This window comes from Dechloromonas aromatica RCB, assembly GCF_000012425.1.
The window spans coordinates 1,942,378-1,968,487 of sequence record NC_007298.1 but is presented as its reverse complement, the minus strand read 5'-3'; the positions used below and the strand labels follow the sequence as shown (position 1 = coordinate 1,968,487).

Here is a 26,110-nt window from a genome sequence, read left to right as displayed (position 1 = left end):
GGGGAGCGCTACAACCCCTGTGGCTCCAAGCGCAGCCAGACGGTAAAACTGGCCCCACGCTCGGGTCCGCTTTCAGCACTGATTTTCCCACCATATCGCTCGACCAGCGCCTGGCTGACCCACAAGCCCAGGCCATTGCCGCCCGGCTTCTTGGCGGTGAAGAAGGGTTTGAACAGCTGTGCCAGATCGGCCTCGCTGATCCCCGGACCGGAATCGCTAACCACCAGGCGAATGCCGAGCGGCATGTCAGCTTGGTCCCAGTCCTCGACGGCAATTTTTAGCACCCCGCCCTCGGGCATGGCCTGGATGGCATTGACGAACAGGTTGATGATCACTTGCTGCAACTCGTTCTTGTTGCAGAGGATCTGCCGCGTCGAATCAATATGCTGCTCAATGGCGATATCGCCCTTGTTCAGCAAGTGGCGCACCAGCAGCAGACAATCCTGGATCAGTTGGCCGGTCTCGACCGGTTCGAGATAGCCGACATAATCCTGCGGCCGGGCAAACTGGAGCAGTTTGGCGACAATCAGGCGGACCCGCTGCACCTGGTCGTGGATCAGCTTGATCTCCTGTGCCACTGGCTCGGCCTGCGGTCCGAGCACATCGCGCAGCACATCGAGGTTGCCCTGGATAACGGCAATCGGATTGTTGATCTCGTGAGCAACCCCGGCCGTCAGTTGGCCGATGGCCGCCAGCTTTTCGTTCATCACCAGTTGCGATTGGGCGGCCTTCAGATCGGCGACCGCCTGCTGGAGTTCAGCCGTGCGCTCCGCCACCTTGGCATCGAGCGACGCCCCCCAGCGTTTCAGCGAATCGGCCTGAGCCTGCAACTGGTCGAGCAGGCGGTCGAAATGGGCGGCAACCACGCCGAGCTCATCCTGACTTTCCACAATGCCAACTCGCGCATCCGGGTTGCCGTGTTCGATGGCATGCATCGTTGCGTGCATGCGCTCGATCGGCTTGAAAACCCGGCGGGCCGAAACCACGGCAAAGGTGCCGGCAACCAGCATGGCAAGAATGAACAATCCGGCCACCGCAGCAAAGGCCTGCATGCGGGCCGTCATGAACGGGCCTTCGAGAAAGCCGACATAGAGCATGCCGATCCGTCGCTGCCGGCCATCGAGCAAGGGTTCATAGGCCGAGACATACCAGTCGCTGACAACGAAGGCGCGGTCGAGCCAGGTGCGTCCCTGACCGATGACCGTATCGTGCACCACGGCCGAGACTCGCGTCCCGATTGCCCTAGTATCGCCAAACAGCCGGACGTTGGTGGCAACCCGGACATCGTCGAGAAACAGGGTCGCCGTGCCGGCGCTGCCGAAGGGCAAGGCGCCTTCCGGATAGACGATGGCATTCATCTGATCAATGAAATCGAGGTTCTTGTTGAGCAGCACACCGCCCTCCAGAACGCCGATCAGCCGGCCATTCGAGCCGTAGACCGGCGCGGCCGAATGGACCACCAGACCGCGCGTTTCAAGCTCCCGACCATCCGGCCGGGCATTGGCGGTGGCCAGCAATGGCGTTTTGGCACGCGCCGCCAGCGCCGGATTGATCGAACCCAGCTGTTCGCTGGAAAACACCTCGGTTTCAGTCCCCGCCTTGCCTCCCAGCGCAGCGGCGATCACCGGCCACAGGCGGGCCTCCTGTTTGCCGCGTTCGATGTCCAGAAAATGAAGGAAATCAAGCTTTTGCTCAAGCTGGGTCGAACCAAGCAATTTAGCCACATTGGCCGCGTTGTTCTCCGCATTGCTCTTTTTTCCCCGGCCAAGCGCCCGCGCCAGCCGTTCAGAATCGGCCAGGCTGGTGACCGAACGGCCAACCCCTTCCGCCACCCGCTCGAAATAGCCGTGGGCGACGGAGAGGTCGCTGCGCACCTTGGTCACCAGCAGCTGGTCGAAATAGTTGCCGCCCCAGTAGGCCAGCGCCAGCATGATCAGCGGCAGCACCACGCCGAGCGGCACCAGCGCCAGCAAAAGCAGGCGCGTGCGAATGGAACGCCGGTCAGGCGTGGTCAGAGACCCCAGGCCTGGCACTTGCGGTCCATCGTCTTGCGGGAAATGCCGAGGCGCCGGCTGGCTTCCGACTTATTGCCTTCACAGGCCGCCAGCACGGCAAGAATGTGGCGTTTTTCAACGGCCTCCAGCGTTTCGTCGCTTCCCACTGTAACGTTGATGCCCATTTCCGGTTCCGGCCCGATGTCGAACCAGCCGAGAATCAGCGAACGCTCGACCAGATTGCGTAATTCACGGACATTGCCCGGCCAGTCGTAATCGGCCATTCGCGCCAGCGTGCGTGGATCGAGGCCGAGCGGCGGCACACCAAGGTTGGGCGTGAGCTGGGCCATGAAATGCTCGACCAGCAGCGGAATATCCTCTGGCCGCTCGCGTAACGGCGGCAGCGTGACCTCCAGCACCTGCAGTCGGTAGTATAGATCCTGTCGAAAGCGCTGGGCGGCCACCTCGGTTTTCAGATCGCGGTTGGTGGCCGCGATCACCCTGACATCGACCGCCACTTCCTGCTCCGAGCCGACCGGCCTGATCCGGCGCTCTTCCAGCACGCGCAGCAGCTTGGCCTGGGCGGCGGATGGTAATTCGGAAATTTCGTCCAGGAAGAGCGTGCCGCCCCGGGCGTAATAGAACAGGCCTTCGCGGTTTTGCTGCGCCCCGGTATAAGCACCTTTGATGTGACCGAATAGCTCGGACTCGATCAACTCGGCGGAAATGGCGGCACAATTGACAGGCACAAAAGGTCCGGCAGCCCGCTGGCTCATGCGGTGCAAGGCACGGGCAGCCACTTCCTTGCCCGTACCGGATTCGCCGCTGAGCAAAACGGTCGCCGGCGTCGGCGCAATGCGCTTCAGGCGCTCGCAGACCTTGATCATCAGGTCGGACTGCCCGACCACCCCTTCGATATCGACCGCATGCGTGCTGACTTCACGGCGCAGCACAAAATTTTCGCGCGCCAGCGACGAGCGTTCGAAGCAACGCTGGATGGCATTCAGGGCCAGCGCCAGCGAGAAGGGTTTTTGCAGCAGATCGGCGGCACCGGCCCGCAGGGCGTCGATCGCCGTATCGAGATCGGCATAAGCGGTCATCAACACGACGTCACCGGCGTAACCATCCTGGCGCAGCTCGTGTAGCCAGTCGATGCCGGAACAACCGTGCAAAGCAATGTCGAGCACGATCAGGTCGTAACGGTTGCGACTCAACATGGGCCGCGCGGCTTCGACCGCGTCGGCGCAATCAACCAGGCCACAGCGCGAACTCAAGGCCCGCTGCAGGAAACTGAGCATCCCCGGTTCATCATCAACAATCAGTACCGAATACTGCCGCCAAGGCGCCTCGCGTTCGCCGACCAAGCTTTCTTCCATGTCTCCGCCAATCACTGTTTTCAACGACAATTTTCGCATGCATTACCGACGAGTGCGCCGGACAATTTGTCCATGCGCCCCGGGACAAAATGACGCATTTCCCAGCTGGCATGCCGCCTCGATCCATTGAATTCGTCTTTCTGGCGCTGGCCCTGCTTTTGCTAACGACAGAAACGGCTATCATGCCGCCTGCGGTCTATGTACCGCATCGAATGGTTGGCGCCTCGGCGCCTTGTAAGCTGCCGTGACATCCGCACGGCGGCGGTTGCTGGAAAAATCGGAGTACAACATGAGCTTTTCTTCCCTGCGCCGCGCGGCGCTCAAGGGCGCGGTTGCCTGCGCTTTCGCTGCATCCGTTTCTGCCGCCCTGCCGGCCCTCGCTTCCGACGCAGTCCTGCGCGTCTCGGCCATTCCGGACGAAGCCCCCACCGAACTGCAACGCAAGTTCGCCCCGCTTGGCAAATACCTCGAAGCGCAGACCGGCATGAAGGTCATCTTCACGCCGGTATCCGACTACGCTGCTGTGGTCGAATCGCTGGCCACGAAGAAGATCGACCTCGCCTGGCTCGGCGGCTTCACCTTCGTGCAAGCCAAGATCCGCACCAACGGCACGGCCATCCCCATCGCCCAGCGCGAGGAGGATGCCAAGTTCACGTCCAAGTTCATCACCGCCGACCCGAGCATCAAGTCGCTGGCCGACCTCAAGGGCAAGACCTTCGCTTTCGGCGCCCCGTCATCGACCTCGGGCAGCCTGATGCCTCGCTTCTTCCTGCAGCAAGCCGGCCTGAATCCGGAAAAGGACTTCAAGAACGTCGCCTTCTCCGGCGCCCATGACGCCACCGTTGCCTTCGTCGCGGCAGGCAAGGCTGAAGCCGGCGTATTGAACACCTCGGTCTGGGACAAGATGGTCGAGGCCAAGAAGGTCGATACCGACAAGGTCCGCGTCTTCGCCACCACCCCACCCTACTTCGACTACAACTGGACGGTCCGCGGCGACCTCGATCCGGTCATCATCAAGAAACTGACCGACGCCTTCCTGAAGCTCGACCCGGCCAACCCGGAACACAAGGAAATCCTCGCCCTGCAACGTGCTGCCAAGTTCATTCCGACCAAGAAGGAAAACTACGACGGTATCGAAAAGGCCGCCCATTCGGCCGGCTTGCTGAAGTAAATCGGGCATGAGTTTCAGGCTGAACGGCGTGGGCTTGACCCACGCCAACGGTTTTGCCGCGCTGAAAGGCATCACGCTGCTGGCGGAGAAAGGCGAGCGCATCGCCCTGATCGGCCCGTCCGGCGCTGGCAAGACCTCACTACTATCGGTGCTCGGTACAGCGCTGGAGCCGACTAATGGCCTGGCGGAAGTTTTCGATTGTGATCAGAATTTCTGGGGCCCCTCAGCAATCAAGGCATTACGCGCCCGTATCGGCACCGTCCACCAATCACCACCGATTCCCGGCCGGCAACGCGTCGTGACGGCCGTTCTGGCTGGCAAGCTTGGCCAGTGGCCAGCCTGGAAATCCTTGGCCTCGCTGGTTTATCCGCTCGATATCCCCGGCGCCCGTGCCGCGCTCGAACGTGTCGATCTGGCCGACAAACTCTTCGCCCGCTGCGACGAACTCTCCGGCGGACAGTTGCAGCGTGTCGGCATCGCCCGCGTGCTTTACCAGCAGCCGGAACTGATCCTTGCCGACGAACCGGTTTCCGCCCTCGACCCGGCGCTGGCGCTGGCCACCATCCGCCTGCTGACGGCCGATGCCGAGGCCCGTGGCGCGACGCTGGTCGCCAGTCTGCACGCCGTCGACCTGGCGCTCGGCAACTTCCCGCGCATCGTCGGCGTCAAGGCCGGCCGTATCGCCTTTGATCTGCCCAGCGAGCGAGTTACCGTGCCAATGCTGCATGAGCTGTACGCCAGCGAAGGCGAGCAACTGCCCATCCAGGCGCACGAACCGCATTTCCTGTCGCAAGTACCTGCCAATGATGCAGCGACGCGGGCGAAATGCTGCTGAATCCAGCCGACCGCGACCCTGCTGCTCGTGGCCGCCTGATCGGCGCACTGGCAACGCTCGTCATCCTCTGTCCATTATTCCAGGCCGCCGAGGTCAAGCCGGGCGCCCTGTTCGAAAGCGGCAACCTGACGGTCATCGGCAACTTTCTTACGGCCTTCCTGCCACCGGAAACCGGTGCCGAATTTCTTGGCTATCTCGCCAAGGCGACGCTGGAAACACTGGCCATCGCCACCGCCGGCATGGCACTCGCCTTCCTGATTGCCGTGCCGATGGGTTATCTCGCCACTGGCGCCGGCCGTGAAAAACCAACCCTCACCCCGATCACCCGCAGCCTGCTGACCATCCTGCGCGGCATTCCCGAACTGGTCTGGGCGCTTGTTTTCGTCCGCGTCTTTGGTCTTGGCCCGGCGGCCGGCGTGCTGGCGCTGGGGCTGACCTACGGCGGCATGCTGGCCAAGGTTTATGCCGAAATCCTCGAATCGGTCGATGCTGCCCCGGCCCTGGCGCTGCGCCACAGCGGTGCCAGCCGGCCGCTGGCCATTCTCTACGGCCTGATTCCGCAGGCCTCGAAGGAACTCGCGTCCTACACGGTCTATCGCTGGGAGTGCGCCATCCGTGCCTCGGTGGTCATGGGCTTCGTCGGTGCCGGCGGCCTCGGCCAGTTGATGGATCAGGCCATGAAGATGCTCAATGGCGGCGAAGCGGCAACCATCCTGCTCACCTTCATGGGGCTCGTCTTCTCGGCCGACGGCCTGTCAGGCTGGCTGCGCCGGGCGCTCGAGATGCCGCCAGCGAATCATGCCTCCCCTTTCGGCTGGCGCAGCATTGGCCTGCTCGTCACGCTGTTCGCTTCAATCGTTGCCAGCTTCCAACTGCTCGACATCGGCTTTGGCGAACTTTTTTCAGCCGAAGCAGCCCATTCCATCGGCGAATTCATCGCCGGTTTCTTCCCGCCCGACCTTTCCGCAGAGTGGCTGGCCAAGGTCGCCAAGGGCATCTGGGAAACACTGGCCATCTCGGTCGTTGGCACGCTGCTGGCGGCCATCGCCGGCCTGCTGTTGGCGCTGCCGAAATGGCGCGCCCCGTTCAGCTTCATCCTCAACTCACTGCGCTCGGTGCCGGAGCTGGTCTGGGCAACCATCACCGCCCTCGCCGTCGGCCTCGGCCCCTTTGCCGGTGCGCTGGCGCTGGCCCTGCATACGGCCGGCGTGCTTGGCCGCCTCTACGCCGAAGCGCTCGACAATGCGCCGCCCACACCCGGCAAGGCGCTGCGCCTGGCCGGCGCACCGGGCGGCTTCGCCTTCCTTTACGGCACGCTGCCCGGCGCGGCACCGCAGCTGATCGCCTATACGCTGTACCGCTGGGAAATGAATATCCGGATGGCCGCCATCCTTGGCTTTGTCGGCGCCGGCGGCCTTGGCCAGCTGCTCTATTTCGAGCTTTCGCTGTTCCATCATGCGCAAGCCTCGACCGTGATCATGGCCATGCTGTTGCTATCGATTGCCGTCGATCAGGCCAGCGCCTGGCTGCGCCAGCGGATGCGCTGACCGCTCGCCCCACCCGGCAGACCGGCGTATATTTCGCCCCTTGCCGCGACCGCCACCCGGCGCCCTAACCTGCTCCTGCTCCAAGACCATGCCGCTCCCGACCTACGATCCCGCCGACTACCCGACCCAGCTTGCGACCAAGGTCGCCCATTTCGAGCAAAACTTCGCTCCCTTCGGCGTTGCAAATACGGCCATACATGCCTCCGCGCCGCTGCATTACCGGATGCGCGCCGAGTTCCGCATCTGGCACGAGGGCGATGATCTCAACTACGCGATGTTCGATCCGGCCGATCCCAAACAACCGATCACCCTCGAAACCTTCCCGCCGGCTGCCGAATCGATTTGCCACCTGATGCCGCGCCTGCGCGACAAGCTCCGGGGCAACGAGAGCCTGCGCCGCCGGCTGTTCCAGGCCGATTTCCTGGCCACGCTGAGCGGCGAAATGCTGGTCACCTTGATCTACCACCGCCAACTCGACGAGGCTTGGGAAGCTGCGGCCCGTGAAATGGCGGCCGAACTCGGCATCGGCCTGATCGGCCGCAGCCGGGGTCAGAAAATCGTCCTCGACCGCGACTGGGTGCTCGAAGGCTTCGAACTGAACGGCCGGCAGCTCCGTTACAAGCAGGTCGAAGGCAGCTTCACCCAGCCCAACGGCGGGGTCAATCGCCAGATGCTGGGCTGGGCCTGCCAGCAAGCCGCCGGGTTTGGCGGCAACCTGGTGGAGCTTTACTGCGGCAACGGCAATTTCACTATCGCGCTGTCGCCGCTGTTCGAGCGCGTACTGGCCACCGAAGTCAGCAAATCGTCGGTCCATGCCGCCCAGTACAACCTGGCCGCCAATCAGGTCGAAAACGTCGCGCTGGTTCGCATGTCGAGCGAAGAATTCAGTAATGCCCTGGCTGGCCGCGAAGAATTCCAGCGGCTGAAGGATATCGATCTCGAGCCCTTCCGCCACGCCACCTTGTTCGTCGATCCGCCACGCAGTGGGCTGGATGCCGTCACACTCGAACTCGCCCGTGGTTTCGACCGTATCCTGTACATTTCCTGCAACCAGGAAACCCTGCGGGAGAATGTCATCGCGCTGCAGGACACCCACGAAATCAAAGCTTCAGCCGTGTTCGACCAGTTCCCCTACACACACCATCTGGAATGCGGGCTGTTGCTGACCCGGCGATAGCAGTACGATCCAGCATCCCTTTCCAGCGCTGACTGATTGACTTAAGCAGAACAGACCATGATGCCCGCTCCGCCACAGCCCATCGACCGGGATGTTCCCTTGGACGAAGAGTCGACGGCCAAGATCGGCTTTCTCTACAGCGTATTCCTGCTGGCCGGGCTAGTCGCCTTCGTGATGGGGTTTGTCCGCTGGCAAACCAGCGTCGCCATGGGATTCGTCGATTTTGGCTTCGCCGGCTTCAACTTCGGACTGCTGCTCTACCTGCGGCGTAACCCGCAAAAGGTCGAAATCGTCAGCACCTTGTCGCTGTCGCTTTCGTTCGTTCTTTTTCTGGCCATCTACCTGCTGGCGACGAACAACACGATGCGCCTGTCGCTGTTTTTCCTGCTCGCCGCCTCGGGCTTCTTTCTCAAGGGCCGGAAAATTGGCCGCCTGTGGCTGAGCGGCATCATTCTGGCCATCGTCGCCGTCCATGCCTCGGGCCTTTTCGCGACCGGCTACTCAACGCTGGATATCGCCACGACCTGCGTGTACCTGATCGCCTTGTTCTTCATTTTTGAAAACTACGAATCGTTCAAGGAAAAGGAACGCGAACGCAAGCAGTCCGAAGAAGAAGCCCTACGGGCCAAGGAAATCGCCGAGGCCGAGAATCAAGCCAAGAGCCGCTTCCTGACCACCATGTCGCACGAAATCCGAACGCCGATGAACGGCATTCTCGGCATGGCGCAGCTGATGCTGGTTTCCAGGCTAACAGAGCAGGAACAGCACGATCACGCGAGGACGATACTCAACTCCGGCCAGAGCCTGCTGGCACTGCTCAACGACATCCTCGACTTCTCCAAGATCGAAGCCGGCAAGCTGGAACTGACGCCGGCCGTTTTCTCCCCCCGGCAAATCGTCGACGAAGCTGCCACGCTGTTTGCCGAATCGGCAAAAGCCAAAGGGCTCGTGATCGAGGCAGTTTGGCATGGCCCCATCGACCAGCGTTATCTGGCCGACCCGATGCGCCTGCGCCAGATGCTCGCCAACCTGATCAACAATTCGATCAAATTTACCGGCAGCGGCTTCGTCCGCATTGAAGGTCGCGAGATCGAGCCCATGGCAGACGCCAGCCTGCTGGAATTTTCCGTCACCGACAGCGGCATCGGCATTCCACCGGAGAAACTCACCCTGTTGTTCAGGCCATTCTCCCAGGCCGACAGCTCGACGACCCGTGAGTATGGCGGCAGCGGGCTGGGACTATCCATCGTCCACAACCTGGCCAAGCTGATGGGTGGCGATGCCGGTGTCGAAAGCGAACCTGGCAAGGGATCGCGTTTCTGGTTCCGGGTTCAGGCGATTCAACAGACTGCCAATGTCGACAGCCGCAAGACGGCACGCACGACCAGCATCGAGGTTCCAGCCGAGGCGCCGACGTTGGCAGGGCTTGTCCTGATCGTCGAGGACAACCCGGTCAACCGCAAGGTCGCCCAGGCCATGCTCGGCAAAATGGGCATCCAGAGCAAGAGTGTCGACAACGGCCAGGAAGCGGTCGATGCCATTGCGCAGGGGATGCGCCCCAACCTCATTTTGATGGATTGCCAGATGCCGGTCATGGACGGTTTCGAAGCAACAACGCAGATTCGCCGCTGGGAAATGGCCAATGGCCAGCCGCGCCTGCCGATCGTCGCCCTGACTGCCGGCGCCTTCGAAGAAGATCGCCAGAACTGTCTTGCCGCCGGTATGGATGATTTCCTGACCAAACCCGTCAATATGGCTGACCTGTCTGCAAGCATCAACCGCCTGCTCGGCAAGCCAACGTCGTAGCCCTTTCCTTTTGCGCATCACTTTCGGAGATTCCCGTGCAATCCATCCTGATCATCATCCATGCCCCTCCCTACGGCAGCGAACGTTGCCTGTCCGCACTGCGTCTGGCAACCGCGCTGGCTGGTCGGGACGACAAGCCAGAACTGAGCATTTTCCTGATGTCCGATGCCACTGTCGTCGGCCTGCCCAATCAGGTGGACGGTGCGGGCAATGGTCTGCAGGGTATGGTCGAACAACTGGTTGCCGCCGGCGTCACGATCAAGCTCTGCCGGACCTGTGCGCTGGCCCGTGGTCTGGGCGAGTTGCCGCTGATCCCCGGCACCAGTATCGGCACCCTGATCGAACTGGCGGAATACACGGTGCGGGCAGACAAGGTCATCACCTTCTGATCATTGACCAAGGCAGCGAAGCGGCGGCGGGTTAAACTCCCGCCTTTCCGCTTTTTACTGCCTGCCATGACCTTCTCTTCGCTCGGCCTCGCCGCCCCACTGCTCCAGGCCCTCGAAACGCTCGGCTACGAAACACCGACACCGATCCAGGCCCAGGCCATTCCTGCCGTTCTCGCCGGGCGCGACCTGATGGCCGCGGCGCAGACTGGCACTGGCAAGACCGCCGGCTTCGCGCTGCCCATTCTGCAGCGCCTCAGTGAAAGCGAAGACAAGGTCGCCAGCAATTCGATCCGCGTGCTGGTCCTGGTACCGACCCGCGAATTGGCTGAGCAAGTCCATGCCAGTTTCCGCCAGTACGGCGAACATCTGGCCGTCAGCACCTATGCGGCCTACGGCGGCGTCAGCATCAACCCGCAGATGATGCGCCTGCGCCGTGGTGTCGATGTGCTGGTCGCCACGCCAGGCAGGCTGATCGATCTGTTCACCCAGAACGCCATCAAGTTCAAGCAGGTACAGACGCTGGTCCTCGACGAGGCCGACCGCATGCTCGACCTTGGCTTCGCCCATGAACTCGACACGCTGTTCGCCGCCCTGCCCAGGAAGCGCCAGACCCTGCTCTTCTCGGCCACTTTCTCCGACGAAATCCGCAGCCTGGCCAAGGGCCGCCTGCGCGACCCCCTGTCCATCGAAGTCGCGCCGCGCAACAGTACCGTCAAGGCGATCAAGCAATGGGTCGTGCCCGTCGACAAGAAACGCAAGACCGAACTGTTCCTGTTCATGCGCAAGGACCGCAAGTGGGGTCAGGTGCTGGTCTTCGTCAAGACCCGGCGCGGTGTTGATGAGCTGGTGGCCACCCTGCTCGCCAAGAAGATCAAGGCCGATGCCATCCACGGCGACAAGCCACAACCGGCCCGCCTGCGCGCGCTGGAAAGTTTCAAGGCCGGCGAAGTGCAGATCCTGGTCGCCACCGACGTCGCCGCCCGCGGCCTGGACATCGACGACTTGCCGCAGGTGGTCAATTACGACCTGCCCATCGTCGCCGAAGACTACATTCACCGCATCGGCCGTACCGGCCGGGCCGGCGCCACCGGCCAGGCCATCTCGCTGGTCTGCGCCGACGAAGCCCCCCTGCTCGCTGCCATCGAGACGCTGATCAAGCAGACCTTGAGCCGCGAGGAAGAACCCGGCTTCGAGCCGGATCATCGCGTGCCACTGACGGGTGCCAGCGCCATCGCGGCCAAGAAACCGAAAAAGCCCAAGGTCGCCGGCGGCCGGGGCGGTAAGGGCGTCCCGGGCAACTGGGTCGGCTTCGATGAAGGTGGCGGAAAGCGCAGTGGCGCTCGCAGCACCGGAGGACCGCGATCAGCGGCCAAAGGCAGCCCGAAAGCAGGCAAGGCACGCGGCCGCTGAACTGGCTATAACAAACGGCCAGGTAGCACCAACGACGATACGAATATTTCCGCAAAACGCCCGCCAGAAGGCGCACTCAGCACACTGGACCCGCAAGACAAAACCGGGACAATTTGTCCCGGTCAGTCACCAAATGGACAAAATGTCCCACCTATCCAGCAAGGACTGAACTCGCAATTTCCCAATGTTCAACGACTTACCTGCAATGGCACGTTGATTGCAACGTGTTTCCCTTGCGACATGGGGTCGCATGAGGAGGAAAGCTCAATGAACATGAATAGGCGGCAGTTCTTCAAGGTCTGCTCCGCCGGGCTAGGGGGGTCGTCCATCGCACTGATGGGATTCTCACCGACCGCAGCCCTCGCGGAAGTACGTACCTACAAACTGGCCCGCGCCACCGAAACACGCAATACCTGCCCGTATTGCTCCGTGGCCTGCGGCCTCCTGATGTATTCGATCGGCGACAAGTCGAAAAACGTCCATCAGGAAATCATCCACATAGAAGGCGACCCGGACAATCCGGTGAATCGCGGCTCGCTCTGCCCCAAGGGCGCCGGCCTGCTTGATTTCGTCCATAGCCCGAACCGCCTGAAGCACCCGGAAGTGCGCGAAGCCGGCACGAACGAATGGAAGCGCATTTCCTGGGATGAAGCCTTCACCCGCATCGCGACCCTGATGAAGGAAGACCGGGACGCCAATTTCATCGCCAAGAATGCTGACGGGGTCACCGTCAATCGCTGGCTGAGTACCGGCTTCCTCGCCGCCTCCGCCTCCAGCAACGAATCGGGATACATCACCCACAAGGTCGTTCGGTCGACCGGGATGATTGCCTTCGACAATCAGGCGCGTGTTTGACACGGTCCGACGGTGGCCAGTCTGGCTCCGACATTTGGCCGTGGCGCAATGACCAATCACTGGGTCGACATCAAGAATGCCGATGTCGTTTTGGTGATGGGTGGCAACGCCGCAGAAGCACACCCGGTAGGATTCAAGTGGGTTATTGAAGCGAAGAAGCAGAACAAGGCAAAACTCGTCGTTGTCGACCCGCGTTTCACGCGCTCGGCCTCGGTCGCCGACTTCTACGCGCCCATCCGTACCGGCACCGACATCGCCTTCCTGGGCGGCGTCATCAATTACCTGTTGACCAACGACAAGATTCATCACGAATACGTCAAGGCCTACACCGACTTCAGTTTCCTGGTCGGCAACGACTATGCCTTCGACGACGGCATCTTCTCGGGCTACAACCCGGAGAAACGCAGCTACGACAAGGCCAGCTGGAACTACGTCAAGGGCGAGGACGGCTACGTCAAGACGGACCCGACGCTGCAGGATCCGCGTTGTGTCTATCAACTGATGAAGCAGCACTACAGCCGCTACACGCCGGAAATGGTCGAGAAGATCTGCGGCACGCCGAAGGACGCCTTCCTCAAGGTCGCCGAAATGATGGCCTCGACGGCGACCGGCGACCGAACGATGACCATCCTGTACGCGCTGGGCTGGACGCAGCACTCGCAAGGCTCGCAGATGATCCGTACCGGTGCCATGGTGCAGATGCTGCTCGGCAACATCGGTGTCGCCGGCGGCGGCATGAACGCGCTGCGCGGTCACTCCAACATCCAGGGCCTGACCGACCTCGGCCTGATGTCCAATCTGCTGCCGGGCTACATGACCCTGCCGGGCGAGAAGGAGACCGACTACGCGGCCTACATCGCCAAGCGGGCGCCCAAGCCGATGCGCCCCAACCAGATGTCCTACTGGCAGAACTACGAGAAGTTCCACGTCAGTCTGATGAAGTCGTGGTTCGGTGACGCCGCGACCAAGGAGAACAACTGGGGCTTCGACATGCTGCCCAAGCTGGACAAGGTGCATGACGTCCTGATGGTGATGGACGACATGTACCAGGGCAAGATGAACGGCTACTTCTGCCAGGGCTTCAACCCGCTCGCCTCGTTCCCGAACAAGGCCAAGCTGGGCGCGGCGATGGCCAAGCTCAAGTACATGGTCATCATCGACCCGCTGGCCACCGAGACTTCCGAATTCTGGAAGAACTACGGCGAGTACAACGACGTCGATCCGGCCAAGATCCAGACCACGGTCTTCCGCCTGCCTTCATCGTGTTTCGCCGAAGAAGACGGCTCGCTGGTCAGCTCCAGCCGCCTGCTGCAATGGCACTGGAAGGGCGCCGAGCCCCCCGGCGAAGCGAAGACCGATCCGGCGATCATGGCCGGCATCTTCATGAAGCTCAAGGCGATGTACAAGGAAAAGGGCGGCGCCTATCCGGATGCCATCCTCAACCTGACCTGGGCCTACAAGGACCCGTACGAACCGTCACCGGAAGAAGTTGCCAAGGAGTACAACGGCAAGGCGCTGGTCGACCTCTACGACCCGAAGGACCCGACCAAGCTGATCCGCAAGGCCGGCGAACAGCTGGACAGCTTTGCCCTGTTGCGCGACGACGGCACGACGACCAGCGGTTGCTGGATCTTCAGCGGGGCATGGACGCAGGCCGGCAACAACATGGCACGGCGCGACAACAGCGATCCGTGGGGCAACGGCCAGACCCTGAACTGGGCCTGGGCGTGGCCGGTCAATCGCCGCATCCTCTACAACCGCGCCTCCTGCGATCCGAGCGGCAAGCCGTTCAACCCGAAGCGCAAGCAGATCTGGTGGAATGGCACGGCGTGGACAGGCTCCGACATCCCCGATTTCAAGGCGGATTCGAACCCGGCCGACGGCATGGGGCCATTCATCATGAACCCGGAGGGGATCGCCCGCTTCTTCGCCCGCGAAATGATGGCGGAAGGACCGTTCCCGGAGCACTACGAGCCGTTCGAAACGCCGATCGGCACCAACCCGATGAACAAGAATCCCAAGGCCATCAGCAATCCGGCCGCCCGGGTGTTCAAGGGGGACATGGAAGTCTTCGGCACAGCCAAGGACTTCCCGTATGCCGCGACGACCTATCGCCTGACCGAGCATTTCCACTACTGGACCAAGCACGCCAAGATCAACGCGATCCTGCAGCCGGAACAGTTCGTGGAAATCGGCGAGGAACTGGCGAAGGAGAAGGGCATCGCCAGTGGCGACAAGGTCAAGGTGCGCTCCAACCGGGGCTTCATCAAGGCCGTGGCGGTGGTCACCAAGCGCATCAAGGGGCTCAATGTGAACGGACAGAAAGTTCACCACGTCGGCATCCCCATCCACTGGGGATTCAAGGGCGTGGCGCGGATGGGCTTCCTGTCCAACACCCTGACGCCCTTCGTCGGTGACGCGAACTCGCAAACACCGGAGTTCAAGTCCTTCCTCGTCAACATCGAGAAGATCTAAGGAGAGCTGCCATGGCACTGCAATCGCTAGACATCAAACAGCGCTCCGCGACGACGACACCCTCGACGCAGGCACGCCAGACCATCGAGATCGCCAAGTTGATCGACGTATCGACCTGCATCGGCTGCAAGGCCTGCCAGTCGGCGTGCATGGAATGGAACGACCTGCGGCCGGAAATCGGCAACAACGTCGGTGTCCACGACAATCCGACCGATCTCGGGCCGGAATCGTGGACCGTCATGCGCTTCTCGGAAGTGGAGCAGAACAACACGCTGGAGTGGCTGATCCGCAAGGACGGCTGCATGCACTGTTCCGACCCCGGCTGCCTGAAGGCCTGTCCATCTCCCGGCGCGATCATCCAGTACAGCAACGGCATTGTCGATTTCCATCAGGAAAACTGCATTGGCTGCGGTTACTGCGTGACCGGCTGCCCCTTCAACGTCCCCCGCATCTCCCAGAAAGACAGCAAGGCCTACAAGTGCTCGCTCTGTTCCGACCGGGTGGCGGCCAACCAGGCGCCGGCCTGTGCCAAGGCCTGCCCGACTGGCGCGATCCAGTTCGGTAGCAAGGAGGACATGAAGGACTTCGCCGAAACGCGGATCGCCGACCTCAAGGAACGCGGTTTCGACAAGGCCGGCCTGTACGATCCGGAAGGCGTCGGCGGTACGCACGTCATGTACGTACTGCACCATGCCGACCAGCCGGGGCTGTACCACGGCCTGCCGGCCAACCCGTCGATCAGCCCGCTGGTCTCGTTGTGGAAGGGCTTCGCCAAGCCGCTCGCCACGCTGGCTTTGGCCGGTGTTGCACTGGGTAGCCTGTTCCATTACGTGACCAAGGGTCCGAACGAGGTCTCGAAAGAGATCGAGGATGAGATCGAGAAGGAGGACGCACAATGATCCGCGATCCGAAAGACCTCAAGCGCTACGAGCCCAAGGAACGGGCCAATCACTGGGTGGTGGGCATCAGCTTCATCCTGCTCGCCCTCTCCGGTCTGGCCTTCTTCCACCCGGCCTTCTTCCCGCTGACGCAGCTGTTCGGCGGCCCTGTCTGGGCGCGCATCATCCACCCCTACGTCGGGGTGCTGATGGCGGTGTCCTTCCTCGGCCTCTTTTTCCGCTTCAAGCATCTGAACAAGATGACGCCGGCGGACAAAGAGTGGTTGTCGAAGGCCAAGCAGATGGTGGACGGCGACGACCACAACATGCCGGAACAAGGCAAGTACAACGGTGGCCAGAAAGTCATGTTCTGGGTCATGGCGACCTGCATGCTGCTGATGACGGTCTCTGGCCTGCTCATCTGGCGCTCCTGGTTCGGTTTCGACATCACGCTCGTCCGCCTGGGCGCCGTGGTGCATGCCGCAGCCGGCGCCGTGATGATCGGCATGATCTTCGTCCACGTCTATGCCGCCATCTGGGTCAAGGGCACCATCCGCGCCATGTGGTACGGCACGGTGACCCGGGGTTGGGCCAAGCAGCATCACCGTGGCTGGTACCGTCAGGTGACCGGCAAATAAGTTATTAGCTTTACTTGCGTTCAGAGGGGCTCTGCGGGGAATATTCCGCATCCCCTTCTTTTTTCAAAAACAACTCGATAGCCCACCGCAAGATGTCGCCAAGGGCAGAAAAAATCCAATATAAGCATGCAGACCCAACCGATCGATTTCCATCCGCCGGCCGAAGAGGCTGCACCCTACCTGTTACCGAATCCCGGTTCGATTTTTGCCGACCGCGCCGCGCGCTTTGCCGCACTGGCTGAAGAACACAGCCTGGGGGACTGGCTCCGCTTTCTTGGCCAACTCAGCCAGGCCCAGCACGAAATCCTGAAAGGCATACCCACGCTGCCCTTGCCCGACGCGGCCAGCCTCGAACAGGCGCGCACCCACGGCATGCCACCGCTCAACGCGTCTTCCCTGAGCCGCCCTACAGCCTGGCGCTTTGCGCTGCAGCAACTGGCCCTGCGCCTTGAAAAAACCGCCCCCGAAGGTGCGAAAAAAGCGCTCAAAGGCTTGTTTTCCGCCAGCGATGCCGATCTGGAAAAACTGGCCGACATGCTGCTGACCGGCGAGCCCGATAGCGAATACGCCGCCCAACTGCCCTTCGTCGCGGCCGCCCTGCAAATTGTCTTCACGGCGCTGGCCAGCCAGCTCGATGCCCAACAGCTTCAACCGCTTGATGCCCATGGCGTCTGCCCCTGCTGCGGCAGCCTGCCGGTCGCCAGCGTCGTGCGTCTGGGCGCCACGATCAACAACCTGCGCTACCTGCACTGCTCGCTGTGCAATACCGAATGGAATGTTCCTCGTGCCACCTGCACCGCCTGCAATACCGACAAGGGCGTGGCCCTGCATGAAGTCGAGGGCAGCAAGGGTGCCGTCCGCGCCGAAACCTGCGATGCCTGCAAGAGCTACCTGAAAATCGTCTATCAGGAGAAAGACCCGCGCGTTGATCCGGTCGCCGACGACCTCGCCACACTGGCGCTCGACATGCTGGTCGACGAAGCCGGCTACGAACGCTCCGGCCCCAACCTGTTGCTGATCGGCGCCAACGCTTAACTCCATTGATCAACCTTTCTGCCCGGTCCGGGTGAAAGCCTATGAACGAAAAACGAAATCTACCCGCGGTTGACCGCGTTCTGGCCCAGCTAGCCGATCTCATTGAAGCGCATGGCCGCCAGCTGGTCACCGGCTGTGTCCGCGCCGAACTGGCTGCCGCCCGCGAAGGCCTGAAACATGGCCTGCCGCTGCCCGACGAAGGCGCACTGCTCGCCGCCATCCGCCGCCGGGCCAACGACGCCGGCCGTGCCAATCTGCGCCCCGTCTTCAACCTGACCGGCACGGTGCTTCACACTAACCTCGGCCGTGCCCAATTGGCGGAAGAAGCCATTGCCGCCATGGTCGAAGCCGCCCGTTCACCCTGTGCGCTGGAATACGACCTGGCCTCCGGTGGCCGCGGTGATCGCGACGATCTGGTGTCCGGCCTGCTCGCCGAACTGATTGCCGGCGGTTCGCCCGACATCGCCGCCACCATCGTCAACAACAACGCTGCCGCTGTATTGCTCACCCTGAACGCCCTCGCCCAAGGCAAGGAGGCCGTGGTATCGCGTGGCGAGCTGGTCGAGATCGGCGGCGCTTTCCGCATTCCCGACGTGATGCGCCGGGCGCAGGTCAAGCTGCACGAAATCGGCACTACCAACCGCACCCACGCCAAGGACTTTCAGGAAGCCATCAATCCCAAAACGGCCTTGCTGATGAAGATCCACACCAGTAACTACGCCGTCACCGGTTTCACGGCAGCTGTCGACGAAAAGGTGATTGCCGAAATCGCCCACGCCGCCAACCTGCCCTTCGTCATCGACCTCGGCAGCGGCACGCTGTGCGACTTCGCCGCCCATGGTCTGCCAGCCGAGCCGACGCCGCAACAGGCACTGGCCGCTGGTGCCGACATCGTCACCTTCTCCGGCGACAAGCTGCTCGGCGGCCCACAGGCCGGGCTGATCGTCGGCCGCAAGGATCTGGTCGCCAAGATCAAGAAAAACCCGCTGAAGCGCGCCCTGCGCGTCGGCAAGACGACACTGGCCGCGCTGGAAGCAACCCTGCGCCTCTATCGCGACCCGGATCGCCTGGCCGAACGCCTGCCGACGCTGCGCTTGCTGACCCGACCGGTGGCAGAAATCACCGCGCTGGCTGAACGGGTGCTGCCGGCAGCCCAAGCCGCCCTCGGCGAACTGGCCGCAGTCAGCATCCAGCCCTGCAGCAGCCAGATCGGCAGCGGCGCCCTGCCGGTCGAGCGGCTCCCATCGGCTGCCCTGGTCTGCCGACCCACCGCCAGGAAACCTGGCAAGGCCTTGCTCGCCATCGAGGCCGCCTTCCGCGGTTTGCCGACGCCGGTCATCGGCCACATCCGCGACGACGCGTATCATCTCGACTTGCGTTGCCTGGAAGCGAAAGACGAAGCCCGCTTCATGGCGCAATTGCAACAACTGAAGTTTTGAAAGCAGCCTCGCTGGGCAGTCTGCGTACCGCCTGCTGTTTTCTTTCGTGCCTGAAAAGGCACCCCCGTAAATCCGGGCATCTCCGTGTCCGGGTGGTTCAAATAATGGAGAAGAGAGCATGACCTTCAATCGCCGGCAATTCCTGGCGGCAGGTGCAGCGCTGGGGGCCACGACGGCCATCGCCCAGCCGACCAGCCCGCTGCCTTTCCTGATCAACATGCAGTCCGACCCGCTGCTGCCCAAAGCCACCGGCAAGCGCGTCGTCATCTGTGGCGGCGGCTGGGGCGGCATCAGCGCCGCCAAACACCTGAAGAAACTCGATCCGACGCTGGAAGTCGTGGTGCTCGAACGCAACCCGGTTTTCTTCTCCTGCCCGATGAGCAACAAGTGGCTAGTCGATATCGTCGACGTCCAGTTCCTGACCTTCAGCTACCTCGAAGTCGCCCAGAAATACGACTACCGCTTTATCCAGACCGAAGTCACCGCCTTCGAGCGTGAGCGCAAACGCGTCATCACCGCCCAAGGCTGGCTCGATTACGACTACCTGATCATCGGCAGCGGCATCCGTTACAACTACGAGGCCTGGTTTGGCAACGACCGCAAGGCAGCGGAATACACCCGCGCCATGTTCCCGGCTGCCTACATCCCGAACGCCGAGCATTTCCGCCTCAAGCAAAGCATCCAGAATTTCAAGGGCGGCGACCTGGTCATGACCCTGCCGCCACCGCCGCATCGCTGCCCGCCGTCGCCCTATGAGCGTGCCTGTTTGATCGCCGGCCTGTTCAAGGAGCGCAAGATCAAGGGGCGAATCACCATCCTCGACCCAAAACCGAGCCCGGCGCCGATCACTGGCGGCTTCCAGGAAGCCTTCGAGAACCTCTACAAGGACCAGATCACCTACGTGCCAAAGGCCGTCATTCAGGAAGTCGATCCCTACAACAAGAAGATCAAGACCGCAGTGGGCGACTTCCGCTTCGACCACAGCATCCTGATGGCCCCGCACCAGGCCGGCGACATGGCCTGGAAGGCCGGCGTGATCGGCAAGAACGACGAAGGCAAGCCGACCGGCTGGGCCGGCGTCGATCCCTTCTTCCTGAACATGAAGGACGACCCGGACGTTTACGTGATTGGTGACTCGGTCGGCATGGTTTCGCCGCAGTTCCGCTTCTACCCGAAGGCCGGACACGTCGCCAACTACCAGGGCCGCATCGTCGCCAAATACATTGCCGAACGCGTCAAGGGGCGCGAGCCGAAGTACGCCCTGCCGGACAACCTGTGCTTCATGATGGTCAATACCGCCCCGCGTGAAGACGTTGCCGTGCGCTTCAAATACTACGTCAACGACAAGGGCATCATCATCCAGGATCAGGACGACGACAATTTGCGCCGCGAAGAAGTGGTCACCGAAGACTTCGCCTGGGCCGGGCGGATGTACGAGGACATGTTCGGCTAAACCGCCAGCGTCCCCGCCCGGCAAGGCGGGGACGTGCCAAAATACGGCTTTTGACGAAATCTTCAGCGCCATGTCCCACTTTCTTTTCCTCAATGCCAGCACCCGCGAACCCGGCCATATCGGCAATACCGAAACCCTGGCCCGGCGCGCCGCCGTCGGCCTGCCGGCCAGCACTGAGCAAACCTGGGTCAAACTGGCCGATCTGGAGATGCCGCCTTTCGTCGATCTGCGCCACACCTCGGGCACCTATCCAATGCCGATGGCCGACGCCAAGTCCATGCTCGACGCCACGCTGGCGGCGACCGATCTGGTCTTTGTCTCGCCGGTCTATTGGTTCTCGATTCCCTCGCCATTGAAAACCTACCTCGACCACTGGAGCGCCTGGCTGCGCGTTCCCGGTCTCGAGTTCAAGGAAAAAATGGCCGGCAAGCGCCTGTGGGTCATCGCCACCAGCGGGAACCGCGAAAAGGCCCAGCCCATGCTCGACAGCTACCGCCTGTGCGCCGAATTCCTCGGTATGCAATGGCAGGAACCGCTATGGGGCAAGGGCGGCGCGCCGGATGCCGTGCTGACCGACAACGCGGCGATGGCGGCCGCTATCAGCCATTTTTCAAGCCTCCCTGTGTAAATGCACGTCGAACGCCTTTTCCTCAGTCCATCCCGTGGCGAAGCGCAGCAGGAATGCCGGCAAATCGAACTGCTGGCAGGAAAAGGTGTTGTCGGTGATCGCCATTTTGCCAAGGCGGACTGGGCGGGACAGCAACTGACGCTGATCGAGGCCGAGGAAATCGAGCGTTTCTGCGCCCATACCGGGCGCGCCAACGATCTGTCCATTACCCGCCGTAATGTCGTCACCCGCGGCATCCGCCTGAGCGAACTGGTCGGCCGCCAGTTCCGGCTCGGCAACTGCCTGCTGGTCGGCGTCGAAACCTGCGAACCCTGCCGCACGCTGGGCCAGCGCCTGGCCAACGAAGCCCTGTCACCGCCCGAAGTCGTCAAATACTGGGTCGGCCGCGGTGGGCTGCGCGCCAATGTACTGACTTCCGGCCGGCTGGCTTGCGGCGATGCACTAGCTCCCGTCGAATCCGGAGAACAAGCAGCATGATCATCGGCACCGCCGGCCATATCGACCACGGCAAGACCACACTGGTCAAAGCCCTGACCGGCGTCGACTGTGACCGCCTGAAGGAAGAAAAGGCCCGCGGCATCACCGTCGACCTCGGCTACGCCTACACGCCGACGCTGGGTTTCATCGACGTGCCCGGTCACGAAAAGCTGATCCACAACATGCTGGCCGGCGCCACCGGCATCGATTTCGCCTTGCTCGTCATTGCCGCCGATGACGGCCCAATGCCGCAGACGCGCGAGCATCTGGAAATCATCGAACTGCTCGGCATCAAGCGCGGCGCCGTGGCGCTGACCAAGATCGATAATGCCTCGGCCGAACGCCAGCAACAGGCAAAAGCCGAAATCGCCGAATTGCTTGCCAGCACGGCCCTGGCCGATGCCCCAATCTTCCCGGTTGCCCCCATCAGCGGCGAAGGCATCGCCGAACTGCGCGCATATCTCGAAGAGCAATCCAGCCTCCCCTCGCCCGAACGCTTGAAGAAAGCCGGCGGCTTCCGCCTCGCCGTCGACCGCTGCTTCACCCTCTCCGGCGCCGGCACCGTCGTCACCGGCACCGCCTTCGCCGGCAGCGTCAAGGCCGGCGACCAGTTGCTGCTCTCGCCGCCCAACAAGCCAGTGCGTGTGCGCAGCCTGCGCGTGCAGGACGCCCCGGCCGAATCCGGCCACGCCGGGCAACGCATCGCCTTGGCGCTATCCGGCATCGAAAAATCCGACGTCGAACGCGGTATGTGGATCCTTGCCCCGGCACTGCATTTCCCGGTCCGCCGATTCGACGCCAAAATCCGCGTCCTCTCCGGCCAGCCGGCACTCAAGCACTGGACGCAGGTGCATTTGCACTTGGGCGCCGAAGACGTCCCGGCCCGTGTTGCTTTACTCGGCACAACCGAGATCGCCCCGGGCAGCGAACACTGGGCGCAAATCACCGTCGACCGCGAGATCGGCACACTGGCCGGCGACCGCTTCATCCTGCGCGATGCCTCGGCCCGCCACACCATCGGCGGCGGTCAGGTGCTCGACATCTTCCCGCCCAGCCGCAAGAAAGGCAGCCCGGAACGCCTGGCCATGCTCACCGCGCTGGCCGACGAAAACCCCGCCACCGCGCTGCAACTCGCCACCGAACAACAAACCGCTGGCGTCGAACTCGACACCTATGCGCTGAATCGAAATCTCGACCCGGCCACGCTACAGACCATCACCGGCCAACTGAACCTCAAGCGGGTCGGCAATATCGCGTTCTCGCCAAGCCACTGGCTGGCCCTCGAAGCAAAGCTGCTCGCCGCGCTGGCCGCCGAACACGAACGCGCCCCGGACATGCCCGGCATCGAACGCGACCGCCTGCGCCGCCTGACGCTGCCGACGCTCTCCCGCCCGGCTTTCGATGCCTTGCTGGCCGAACCTTTGGCCAGCGGCCGCATCGCCCAGACCAACGCCTGGCTGCACCTGCCGGAACACCGCGTGCAGATGGCCGCCAGCGACCGCGACCTGTGGCAAACGCTGAAGCCGCTGCTCGATGCCGAACCCTATGGCCCGCCGCGCGTTCGCGATGTCGCAAAAGCCACCGGCATCGGCGAAGACACCGTCCGCGCCCTGTTCAAGCGGGTCGCCCGCATCGGTGAGGCCTACCCGGTGGCGCATGACCACTACTTCACCGCCAGCGCCGTGGCCGCCCTCGCCCGCTACGTCGCTGCGCTCAACACCGAACACGGTTTCGCCCGCGCCGCCAGCCTGCGCGACCAGATCGGCGGCGGCCGCAAGGTCGCCATCCACATCCTCGAATTCTTCGACCGCATCGGCTACACTCGCCGGGTGCGCGACACCCACGTGCTGCGCGGTTCGCCGGAGCAATTCGGTTCATGAACAACGGAAGAGATCGTTCCCCGGTGGGACGGCCGGTCTTCAAAACCGGCAGGGCCTGTCAAACAGGCTTGGGTAGGTTCGACTCCTGCTCTCTTCCGCCATTTTTCCTCTGCTAAATGGCCCACACCCCTTTCACCGGCAGCATCCCCGACGACCGCCTCTACAGCCCCCACTACGACATGTGGGTGCAGCCCGGCGACAACGGTGAAGTCCTGATCGGCGCCACCAGTTTCGGCATTTTTCTGGCCGGCGAAATCATCGCCTTCACCGCCAAGCCCAACGGCGCCGAAATCGAAATCGGCCGCGGCATGGGCACCATCGAATCTCGCAAGACCGTGCTCGCCGTCCACGCCCCGATTTCCTTCGTCCTGCTCGAAGGCAACGAAACCGCTGAAGAGCGTCCGACCGTGGTCAACAAGGCACCCTACGACGCCGGCTGGATGGCCCGCGCCAGACCAACCAACTGGCCGGAAGATTCAGCCACGCTGGTCGATGCCAAAGCCTACCGCGCCCACATCCTGAAAATCGAACCCGAGGCCAGCTTCGATGAGCCGCAATAAACCGCCCGCCCCGGAAAACCTCGCCTTCCTGATCTGGGCCGCCACCCCGGACCACCCGGAACTGATCACCACCCCGCTCGTCCACGCTCTCGCCGCCCGCGCCCTCGACTGTCAGGTCGAAATCCACTTCGCCGGCCCTGCCGCCCGCTGGCTGGTCGAAGGCATCGCCGCCAATAGCTACGCCACCCCAACCCGCGAAAAATCCATCCTCGCCTTCCTGCGCGAACTCGCCGCCGAAGACGTCCAGCTGCTCATCTGCAGCATGGCCAGGGAAGCCTGGATCAAACCTGAAGAAACATTGATCGCTGAATGCCACGGGGCCGTCGGCGCCACCGCTTTTGTTGCACGGACACTGGAGCCATCCTGGCGAACAGCGGTTTATTAAATAACCGGCATCAGAAACAGGAAAAGCCACCGATCCGGTGGCTTTTCCTATTACACCTATCAAGCACCAAAGGAGTTGAACCAAAGGGCCGGAGTCTTACAACTTAAATCCGTGATATCGGCAAAGAACTCAACCCAAAATTACCGTACTCTGGGTGGCGTTGTGCCCCCTCCCGACGATGACGGCGAAAGAGGTGTCGGCGCTGGCGAAGCCGGTGGGGGACTGGAGTAATCAGGAAGAATTGCAGGGCCTGTTGCAGCCCTTTCTCTTGCATTTTCGGCAGCTTGCCTTGCTGTGTAGGCCTTTTGTCTTTCGAGCTCTTGCTTGGCAGTGGCGGGGTCACTATCCGATTCACTAGGGCTTATTTTTTCAATCACCGCGCCCTTGGCACAAGGGATATCCGAATAAACCGTTTCTCCAGATGACGTGTGACAAGTAAACACATCTGCGCTGGATACATTGGAACAGAGTAGCAATGCGAAAAATACACTGTAGCGCATGGAAATCTCCTTTACGTTACCAATCTACTCCCCAAAGATTACTGCTACAAAGACTTTAAATCCATTTCCAAAGCAAACAAAACAAGAAAACCGCCCATCAGAAACAGATTGGCGGGAAAAAGCCAAATTTCTGCGCAGAAAACAAAAAAGCCACCGCGAGGTGGCTTTTGCATGTTTTTAACTGGTGCGCCCGGAGCGATTCGAACGCCCGACCCCTTGGTTCGTAGCCAAGTACTCTATCCAGCTGAGCTACGGGCGCACTGCTAAAAACAACAGACTAATCCAATGATTGGTCTAATTTCTGAATGGTGCGCCCGGAGCGATTCGAACGCCCGACCCCTTGGTTCGTAGCCAAGTACTCTATCCAGCTGAGCTACGGGCGCACTGTCAGAGCGGCGCATTATACGGACGCTGGCGTAGAATGCAAGGGTTTTCAGGAAAAAAAGCGATGTCTACTGTCTGCGTCCGAATGCCGAAGTACCCGGAGTGCTGGTCAAGTTGCGGTTCGTGTGCGAGCGGCAATGTGTTTATTCTCGAACTTTTGGTCAAGGTTGGTGATGTCGTGGAATGGGACGACAACATCCTGACACTGGAAACCGGCAAGGTGGCGCTGGACATCCCCTCCCCCTACGCCGGCCGTGTGCTGGAAATCCATGTCACCGAGGGCGATACAGTGGATGAAGGCGCATTGCTGGTAACGCTGGAATCAGCCTGAACCAGCCTTGCTGACTGCCTGAATCGCCCCCGCCCTTCACTTTGGGCTATCGACTTCCATTCCGTTTCGTACCTCGCGCACACCGCGCACGCCACTGGCCAAATCCAGCGCCCGACGCAAGGCATGCTCATCAGGAACGGAGCCGGCCACCGTGACCACGGCAGCTTTCGAAAACACCCGCAATCTGGAGCCGGCGAGCCCGACGTCCGTACGCAGAATGGTCTCAACTTTATCGCTCAGCGCGCTATCGAGCACCTCGTTGTTAGCAACCACCGCAGCCAGCACTTGTGGGTCATCGGTGGCGAAGGCGGAAAGCGCCAGACCGATAAAGGTAGCGAAGGCGACCAGACTGGCGACGAAGAAGTTACGAATAAGCATGGCGAATCCCCTTTTTTGATGAATACCAATGCTCATTGCGAACTTCGTGCCAGCGCCTATTTATTACATAAAAATCAAATACATAATAAATACAAGACAAAACAATCCG

The 26,110-nt window shown here is 61.9% G+C and carries 23 protein-coding genes and 3 tRNA genes; 20 read left to right on the top strand and 6 right to left on the bottom strand.

Annotated features, from left to right (window positions below):
* Positions 1-8 precede the first annotated feature (8 nt).
* The gene (locus tag DARO_RS09430) at positions 9-2,033 is read right to left on the bottom strand and encodes a cache domain-containing protein (RefSeq protein ID WP_011287578.1); all 2,025 of its coding nucleotides are present in this window, start codon (positions 2,031-2,033) and stop codon (positions 9-11) included.
* The gene (locus DARO_RS09425) at positions 2,012-3,370 is read right to left on the bottom strand and encodes a sigma-54-dependent transcriptional regulator (protein WP_041224308.1); all 1,359 of its coding nucleotides are present in this window, start codon (positions 3,368-3,370) and stop codon (positions 2,012-2,014) included. Before DARO_RS09425 ends, DARO_RS09430 begins: the two co-directional genes overlap by 22 nt.
* A 289-nt stretch (positions 3,371-3,659) precedes the next feature.
* On the opposite strand from DARO_RS09425, the gene DARO_RS09420 reads away from it, so the two are divergent.
* The 19 genes from DARO_RS09420 to DARO_RS09325 all read left to right on the top strand — a co-directional run bounded on the left by DARO_RS09420 (position 3,660) and on the right by DARO_RS09325 (position 24,408).
* Positions 3,660-4,541, top strand: coding sequence for a putative selenate ABC transporter substrate-binding protein (locus DARO_RS09420; RefSeq protein ID WP_011287576.1), 882 nt, complete (start codon positions 3,660-3,662; stop codon positions 4,539-4,541).
* A gap of 7 nt (positions 4,542-4,548) precedes the next feature.
* Positions 4,549-5,376, top strand: a complete 828-nt coding sequence (locus DARO_RS09415) for a phosphonate ABC transporter ATP-binding protein (RefSeq protein ID WP_011287575.1) — start codon at positions 4,549-4,551, stop codon at positions 5,374-5,376.
* Positions 5,367-6,923, top strand: coding sequence for a phosphonate ABC transporter, permease protein PhnE (phnE, locus tag DARO_RS23290; protein ID WP_011287574.1), 1,557 nt, complete (start codon positions 5,367-5,369; stop codon positions 6,921-6,923). Before DARO_RS09415 ends, phnE begins: the two co-directional genes overlap by 10 nt.
* 88 nt (positions 6,924-7,011) lie before the next feature.
* On the top strand, positions 7,012-8,100 hold the full coding sequence (trmA, locus tag DARO_RS09405; RefSeq protein WP_011287573.1) for a tRNA (uridine(54)-C5)-methyltransferase TrmA: 1,089 nt from the start codon (positions 7,012-7,014) through the stop codon (positions 8,098-8,100).
* A gap of 57 nt (positions 8,101-8,157) precedes the next feature.
* Complete coding sequence (locus DARO_RS09400) at positions 8,158-9,906, top strand: ATP-binding protein (RefSeq protein ID WP_011287572.1); 1,749 nt, start codon at positions 8,158-8,160, stop codon at positions 9,904-9,906.
* A 35-nt stretch (positions 9,907-9,941) separates the two neighbouring features.
* Positions 9,942-10,295, top strand: a complete 354-nt coding sequence (locus DARO_RS09395) for a DsrE family protein (RefSeq protein ID WP_011287571.1) — start codon at positions 9,942-9,944, stop codon at positions 10,293-10,295.
* A 66-nt stretch (positions 10,296-10,361) separates the two neighbouring features.
* Complete coding sequence (gene rhlE1 / locus DARO_RS09390; RefSeq protein ID WP_011287570.1) at positions 10,362-11,705, top strand: RNA helicase RhlE1; 1,344 nt, start codon at positions 10,362-10,364, stop codon at positions 11,703-11,705.
* Positions 11,706-11,972: 267 nt separating this feature from the next.
* Positions 11,973-15,035 (top strand): formate dehydrogenase-N subunit alpha, encoded by a 3,063-nt coding sequence (gene fdnG / locus DARO_RS09380; protein ID WP_157037179.1) that lies wholly within the window; start codon positions 11,973-11,975, stop codon positions 15,033-15,035.
* Positions 15,036-15,046: 11 nt separating this feature from the next.
* Entirely contained in the window at positions 15,047-15,934 is an 888-nt protein-coding gene (gene fdxH, locus DARO_RS09375; RefSeq protein WP_011287567.1) for a formate dehydrogenase subunit beta, read from the top strand.
* The gene (locus tag DARO_RS09370; protein ID WP_011287566.1) at positions 15,931-16,551 is read left to right on the top strand and encodes a formate dehydrogenase subunit gamma; all 621 of its coding nucleotides are present in this window, start codon (positions 15,931-15,933) and stop codon (positions 16,549-16,551) included. Before fdxH ends, DARO_RS09370 begins: the two co-directional genes overlap by 4 nt.
* Positions 16,552-16,677: 126 nt before the next feature.
* Positions 16,678-17,586, top strand: coding sequence for a formate dehydrogenase accessory protein FdhE (gene fdhE / locus DARO_RS09365; protein WP_011287565.1), 909 nt, complete (start codon positions 16,678-16,680; stop codon positions 17,584-17,586).
* 41 nt (positions 17,587-17,627) lie between these two features.
* Positions 17,628-19,025, top strand: a complete 1,398-nt coding sequence (gene selA, locus DARO_RS09360; RefSeq protein WP_011287564.1) for an L-seryl-tRNA(Sec) selenium transferase — start codon at positions 17,628-17,630, stop codon at positions 19,023-19,025.
* A 118-nt stretch (positions 19,026-19,143) separates the two neighbouring features.
* The gene (locus tag DARO_RS09355) at positions 19,144-20,478 is read left to right on the top strand and encodes an FAD-dependent oxidoreductase (protein WP_011287563.1); all 1,335 of its coding nucleotides are present in this window, start codon (positions 19,144-19,146) and stop codon (positions 20,476-20,478) included.
* 70 nt (positions 20,479-20,548) lie between these two features.
* Entirely contained in the window at positions 20,549-21,106 is a 558-nt protein-coding gene (locus DARO_RS09350; RefSeq protein ID WP_011287562.1) for an NAD(P)H-dependent oxidoreductase, read from the top strand.
* Positions 21,107-21,583 carry an MOSC domain-containing protein gene (locus tag DARO_RS09345; protein WP_011287561.1) on the top strand — a complete coding sequence of 159 codons (477 nt, stop codon included), beginning with the start codon at positions 21,107-21,109 and terminating at the stop codon, positions 21,581-21,583.
* Complete coding sequence (selB, locus tag DARO_RS09340) at positions 21,580-23,463, top strand: selenocysteine-specific translation elongation factor (RefSeq protein ID WP_011287560.1); 1,884 nt, start codon at positions 21,580-21,582, stop codon at positions 23,461-23,463. The genes DARO_RS09345 and selB overlap by 4 nt, the downstream gene beginning before the upstream one ends.
* Positions 23,464-23,468: 5 nt before the next feature.
* Positions 23,469-23,564 (top strand) — tRNA-Sec (locus DARO_RS09335).
* A gap of 15 nt (positions 23,565-23,579) precedes the next feature.
* A complete protein-coding gene (locus DARO_RS09330; protein WP_011287559.1) occupies positions 23,580-24,023 on the top strand; it encodes a glycine cleavage system protein H in 444 nt (147 codons plus the stop codon).
* Positions 24,010-24,408, top strand: a complete 399-nt coding sequence (locus DARO_RS09325; RefSeq protein WP_011287558.1) for a DsrE family protein — start codon at positions 24,010-24,012, stop codon at positions 24,406-24,408. The genes DARO_RS09330 and DARO_RS09325 overlap by 14 nt, the downstream gene beginning before the upstream one ends.
* Positions 24,409-24,548: 140 nt before the next feature.
* Here DARO_RS09325 and DARO_RS22230 read toward each other — a convergent pair whose 3' ends face one another.
* The 3 genes from DARO_RS22230 to DARO_RS09310 form a co-directional block, all read right to left on the bottom strand.
* Positions 24,549-24,908, bottom strand: a complete 360-nt coding sequence (locus DARO_RS22230; protein ID WP_011287557.1) for a DUF4124 domain-containing protein — start codon at positions 24,906-24,908, stop codon at positions 24,549-24,551.
* 182 nt (positions 24,909-25,090) lie between these two features.
* Positions 25,091-25,167 (bottom strand) — tRNA-Arg (locus DARO_RS09315).
* Between the two features lie 47 nt (positions 25,168-25,214).
* A tRNA-Arg gene (locus DARO_RS09310) sits at positions 25,215-25,291 on the bottom strand.
* A 65-nt stretch (positions 25,292-25,356) separates the two neighbouring features.
* Between DARO_RS09310 and DARO_RS09305 the strand changes: the two genes are divergently transcribed.
* Positions 25,357-25,623, top strand: a complete 267-nt coding sequence (locus tag DARO_RS09305; protein WP_041224305.1) for a biotin/lipoyl-containing protein — start codon at positions 25,357-25,359, stop codon at positions 25,621-25,623.
* Positions 25,624-25,659: 36 nt separating this feature from the next.
* On the opposite strand, the gene DARO_RS09300 is transcribed toward DARO_RS09305, so the two are convergent.
* Complete coding sequence (locus DARO_RS09300) at positions 25,660-26,001, bottom strand: BON domain-containing protein (protein WP_011287556.1); 342 nt, start codon at positions 25,999-26,001, stop codon at positions 25,660-25,662.
* Positions 26,002-26,110 lie beyond the last annotated feature (109 nt).

What these genes read in the sequence shown, in the direction of transcription:
- trmA (WP_011287573.1), top strand. Translation starts at nt 7,012, where the DNA reads ATGCCGCTCCCGACCTACGATCCCGCCGACTACCCGACCCAGCTTGCG.
- DARO_RS09415 (WP_011287575.1), top strand. Translation starts at nt 4,549, where the DNA reads ATGAGTTTCAGGCTGAACGGCGTGGGCTTGACCCACGCCAACGGTTTT.
- rhlE1 (WP_011287570.1), top strand. Translation starts at nt 10,362, where the DNA reads ATGACCTTCTCTTCGCTCGGCCTCGCCGCCCCACTGCTCCAGGCCCTC.
- phnE (WP_011287574.1), top strand. Translation starts at nt 5,367, where the DNA reads ATGCTGCTGAATCCAGCCGACCGCGACCCTGCTGCTCGTGGCCGCCTG.
- DARO_RS09370 (WP_011287566.1), top strand. Translation starts at nt 15,931, where the DNA reads ATGATCCGCGATCCGAAAGACCTCAAGCGCTACGAGCCCAAGGAACGG.
- fdhE (WP_011287565.1), top strand. Translation starts at nt 16,678, where the DNA reads ATGCAGACCCAACCGATCGATTTCCATCCGCCGGCCGAAGAGGCTGCA.
- selA (WP_011287564.1), top strand. Translation starts at nt 17,628, where the DNA reads ATGAACGAAAAACGAAATCTACCCGCGGTTGACCGCGTTCTGGCCCAG.
- DARO_RS09355 (WP_011287563.1), top strand. Translation starts at nt 19,144, where the DNA reads ATGACCTTCAATCGCCGGCAATTCCTGGCGGCAGGTGCAGCGCTGGGG.
- DARO_RS09400 (WP_011287572.1), top strand. Translation starts at nt 8,158, where the DNA reads ATGATGCCCGCTCCGCCACAGCCCATCGACCGGGATGTTCCCTTGGAC.
- DARO_RS09350 (WP_011287562.1), top strand. Translation starts at nt 20,549, where the DNA reads ATGTCCCACTTTCTTTTCCTCAATGCCAGCACCCGCGAACCCGGCCAT.
- DARO_RS09425 (WP_041224308.1), bottom strand. Translation starts at nt 3,370, where the DNA reads ATGGAAGAAAGCTTGGTCGGCGAACGCGAGGCGCCTTGGCGGCAGTAT.
- DARO_RS22230 (WP_011287557.1), bottom strand. Translation starts at nt 24,908, where the DNA reads ATGCGCTACAGTGTATTTTTCGCATTGCTACTCTGTTCCAATGTATCC.
- selB (WP_011287560.1), top strand. Translation starts at nt 21,580, where the DNA reads ATGATCATCGGCACCGCCGGCCATATCGACCACGGCAAGACCACACTG.
- DARO_RS09300 (WP_011287556.1), bottom strand. Translation starts at nt 26,001, where the DNA reads ATGCTTATTCGTAACTTCTTCGTCGCCAGTCTGGTCGCCTTCGCTACC.
- DARO_RS09345 (WP_011287561.1), top strand. Translation starts at nt 21,107, where the DNA reads ATGCACGTCGAACGCCTTTTCCTCAGTCCATCCCGTGGCGAAGCGCAG.
- DARO_RS09305 (WP_041224305.1), top strand. Translation starts at nt 25,357, where the DNA reads ATGTCTACTGTCTGCGTCCGAATGCCGAAGTACCCGGAGTGCTGGTCA.
- DARO_RS09420 (WP_011287576.1), top strand. Translation starts at nt 3,660, where the DNA reads ATGAGCTTTTCTTCCCTGCGCCGCGCGGCGCTCAAGGGCGCGGTTGCC.
- DARO_RS09330 (WP_011287559.1), top strand. Translation starts at nt 23,580, where the DNA reads ATGGCCCACACCCCTTTCACCGGCAGCATCCCCGACGACCGCCTCTAC.
- fdxH (WP_011287567.1), top strand. Translation starts at nt 15,047, where the DNA reads ATGGCACTGCAATCGCTAGACATCAAACAGCGCTCCGCGACGACGACA.
- DARO_RS09325 (WP_011287558.1), top strand. Translation starts at nt 24,010, where the DNA reads ATGAGCCGCAATAAACCGCCCGCCCCGGAAAACCTCGCCTTCCTGATC.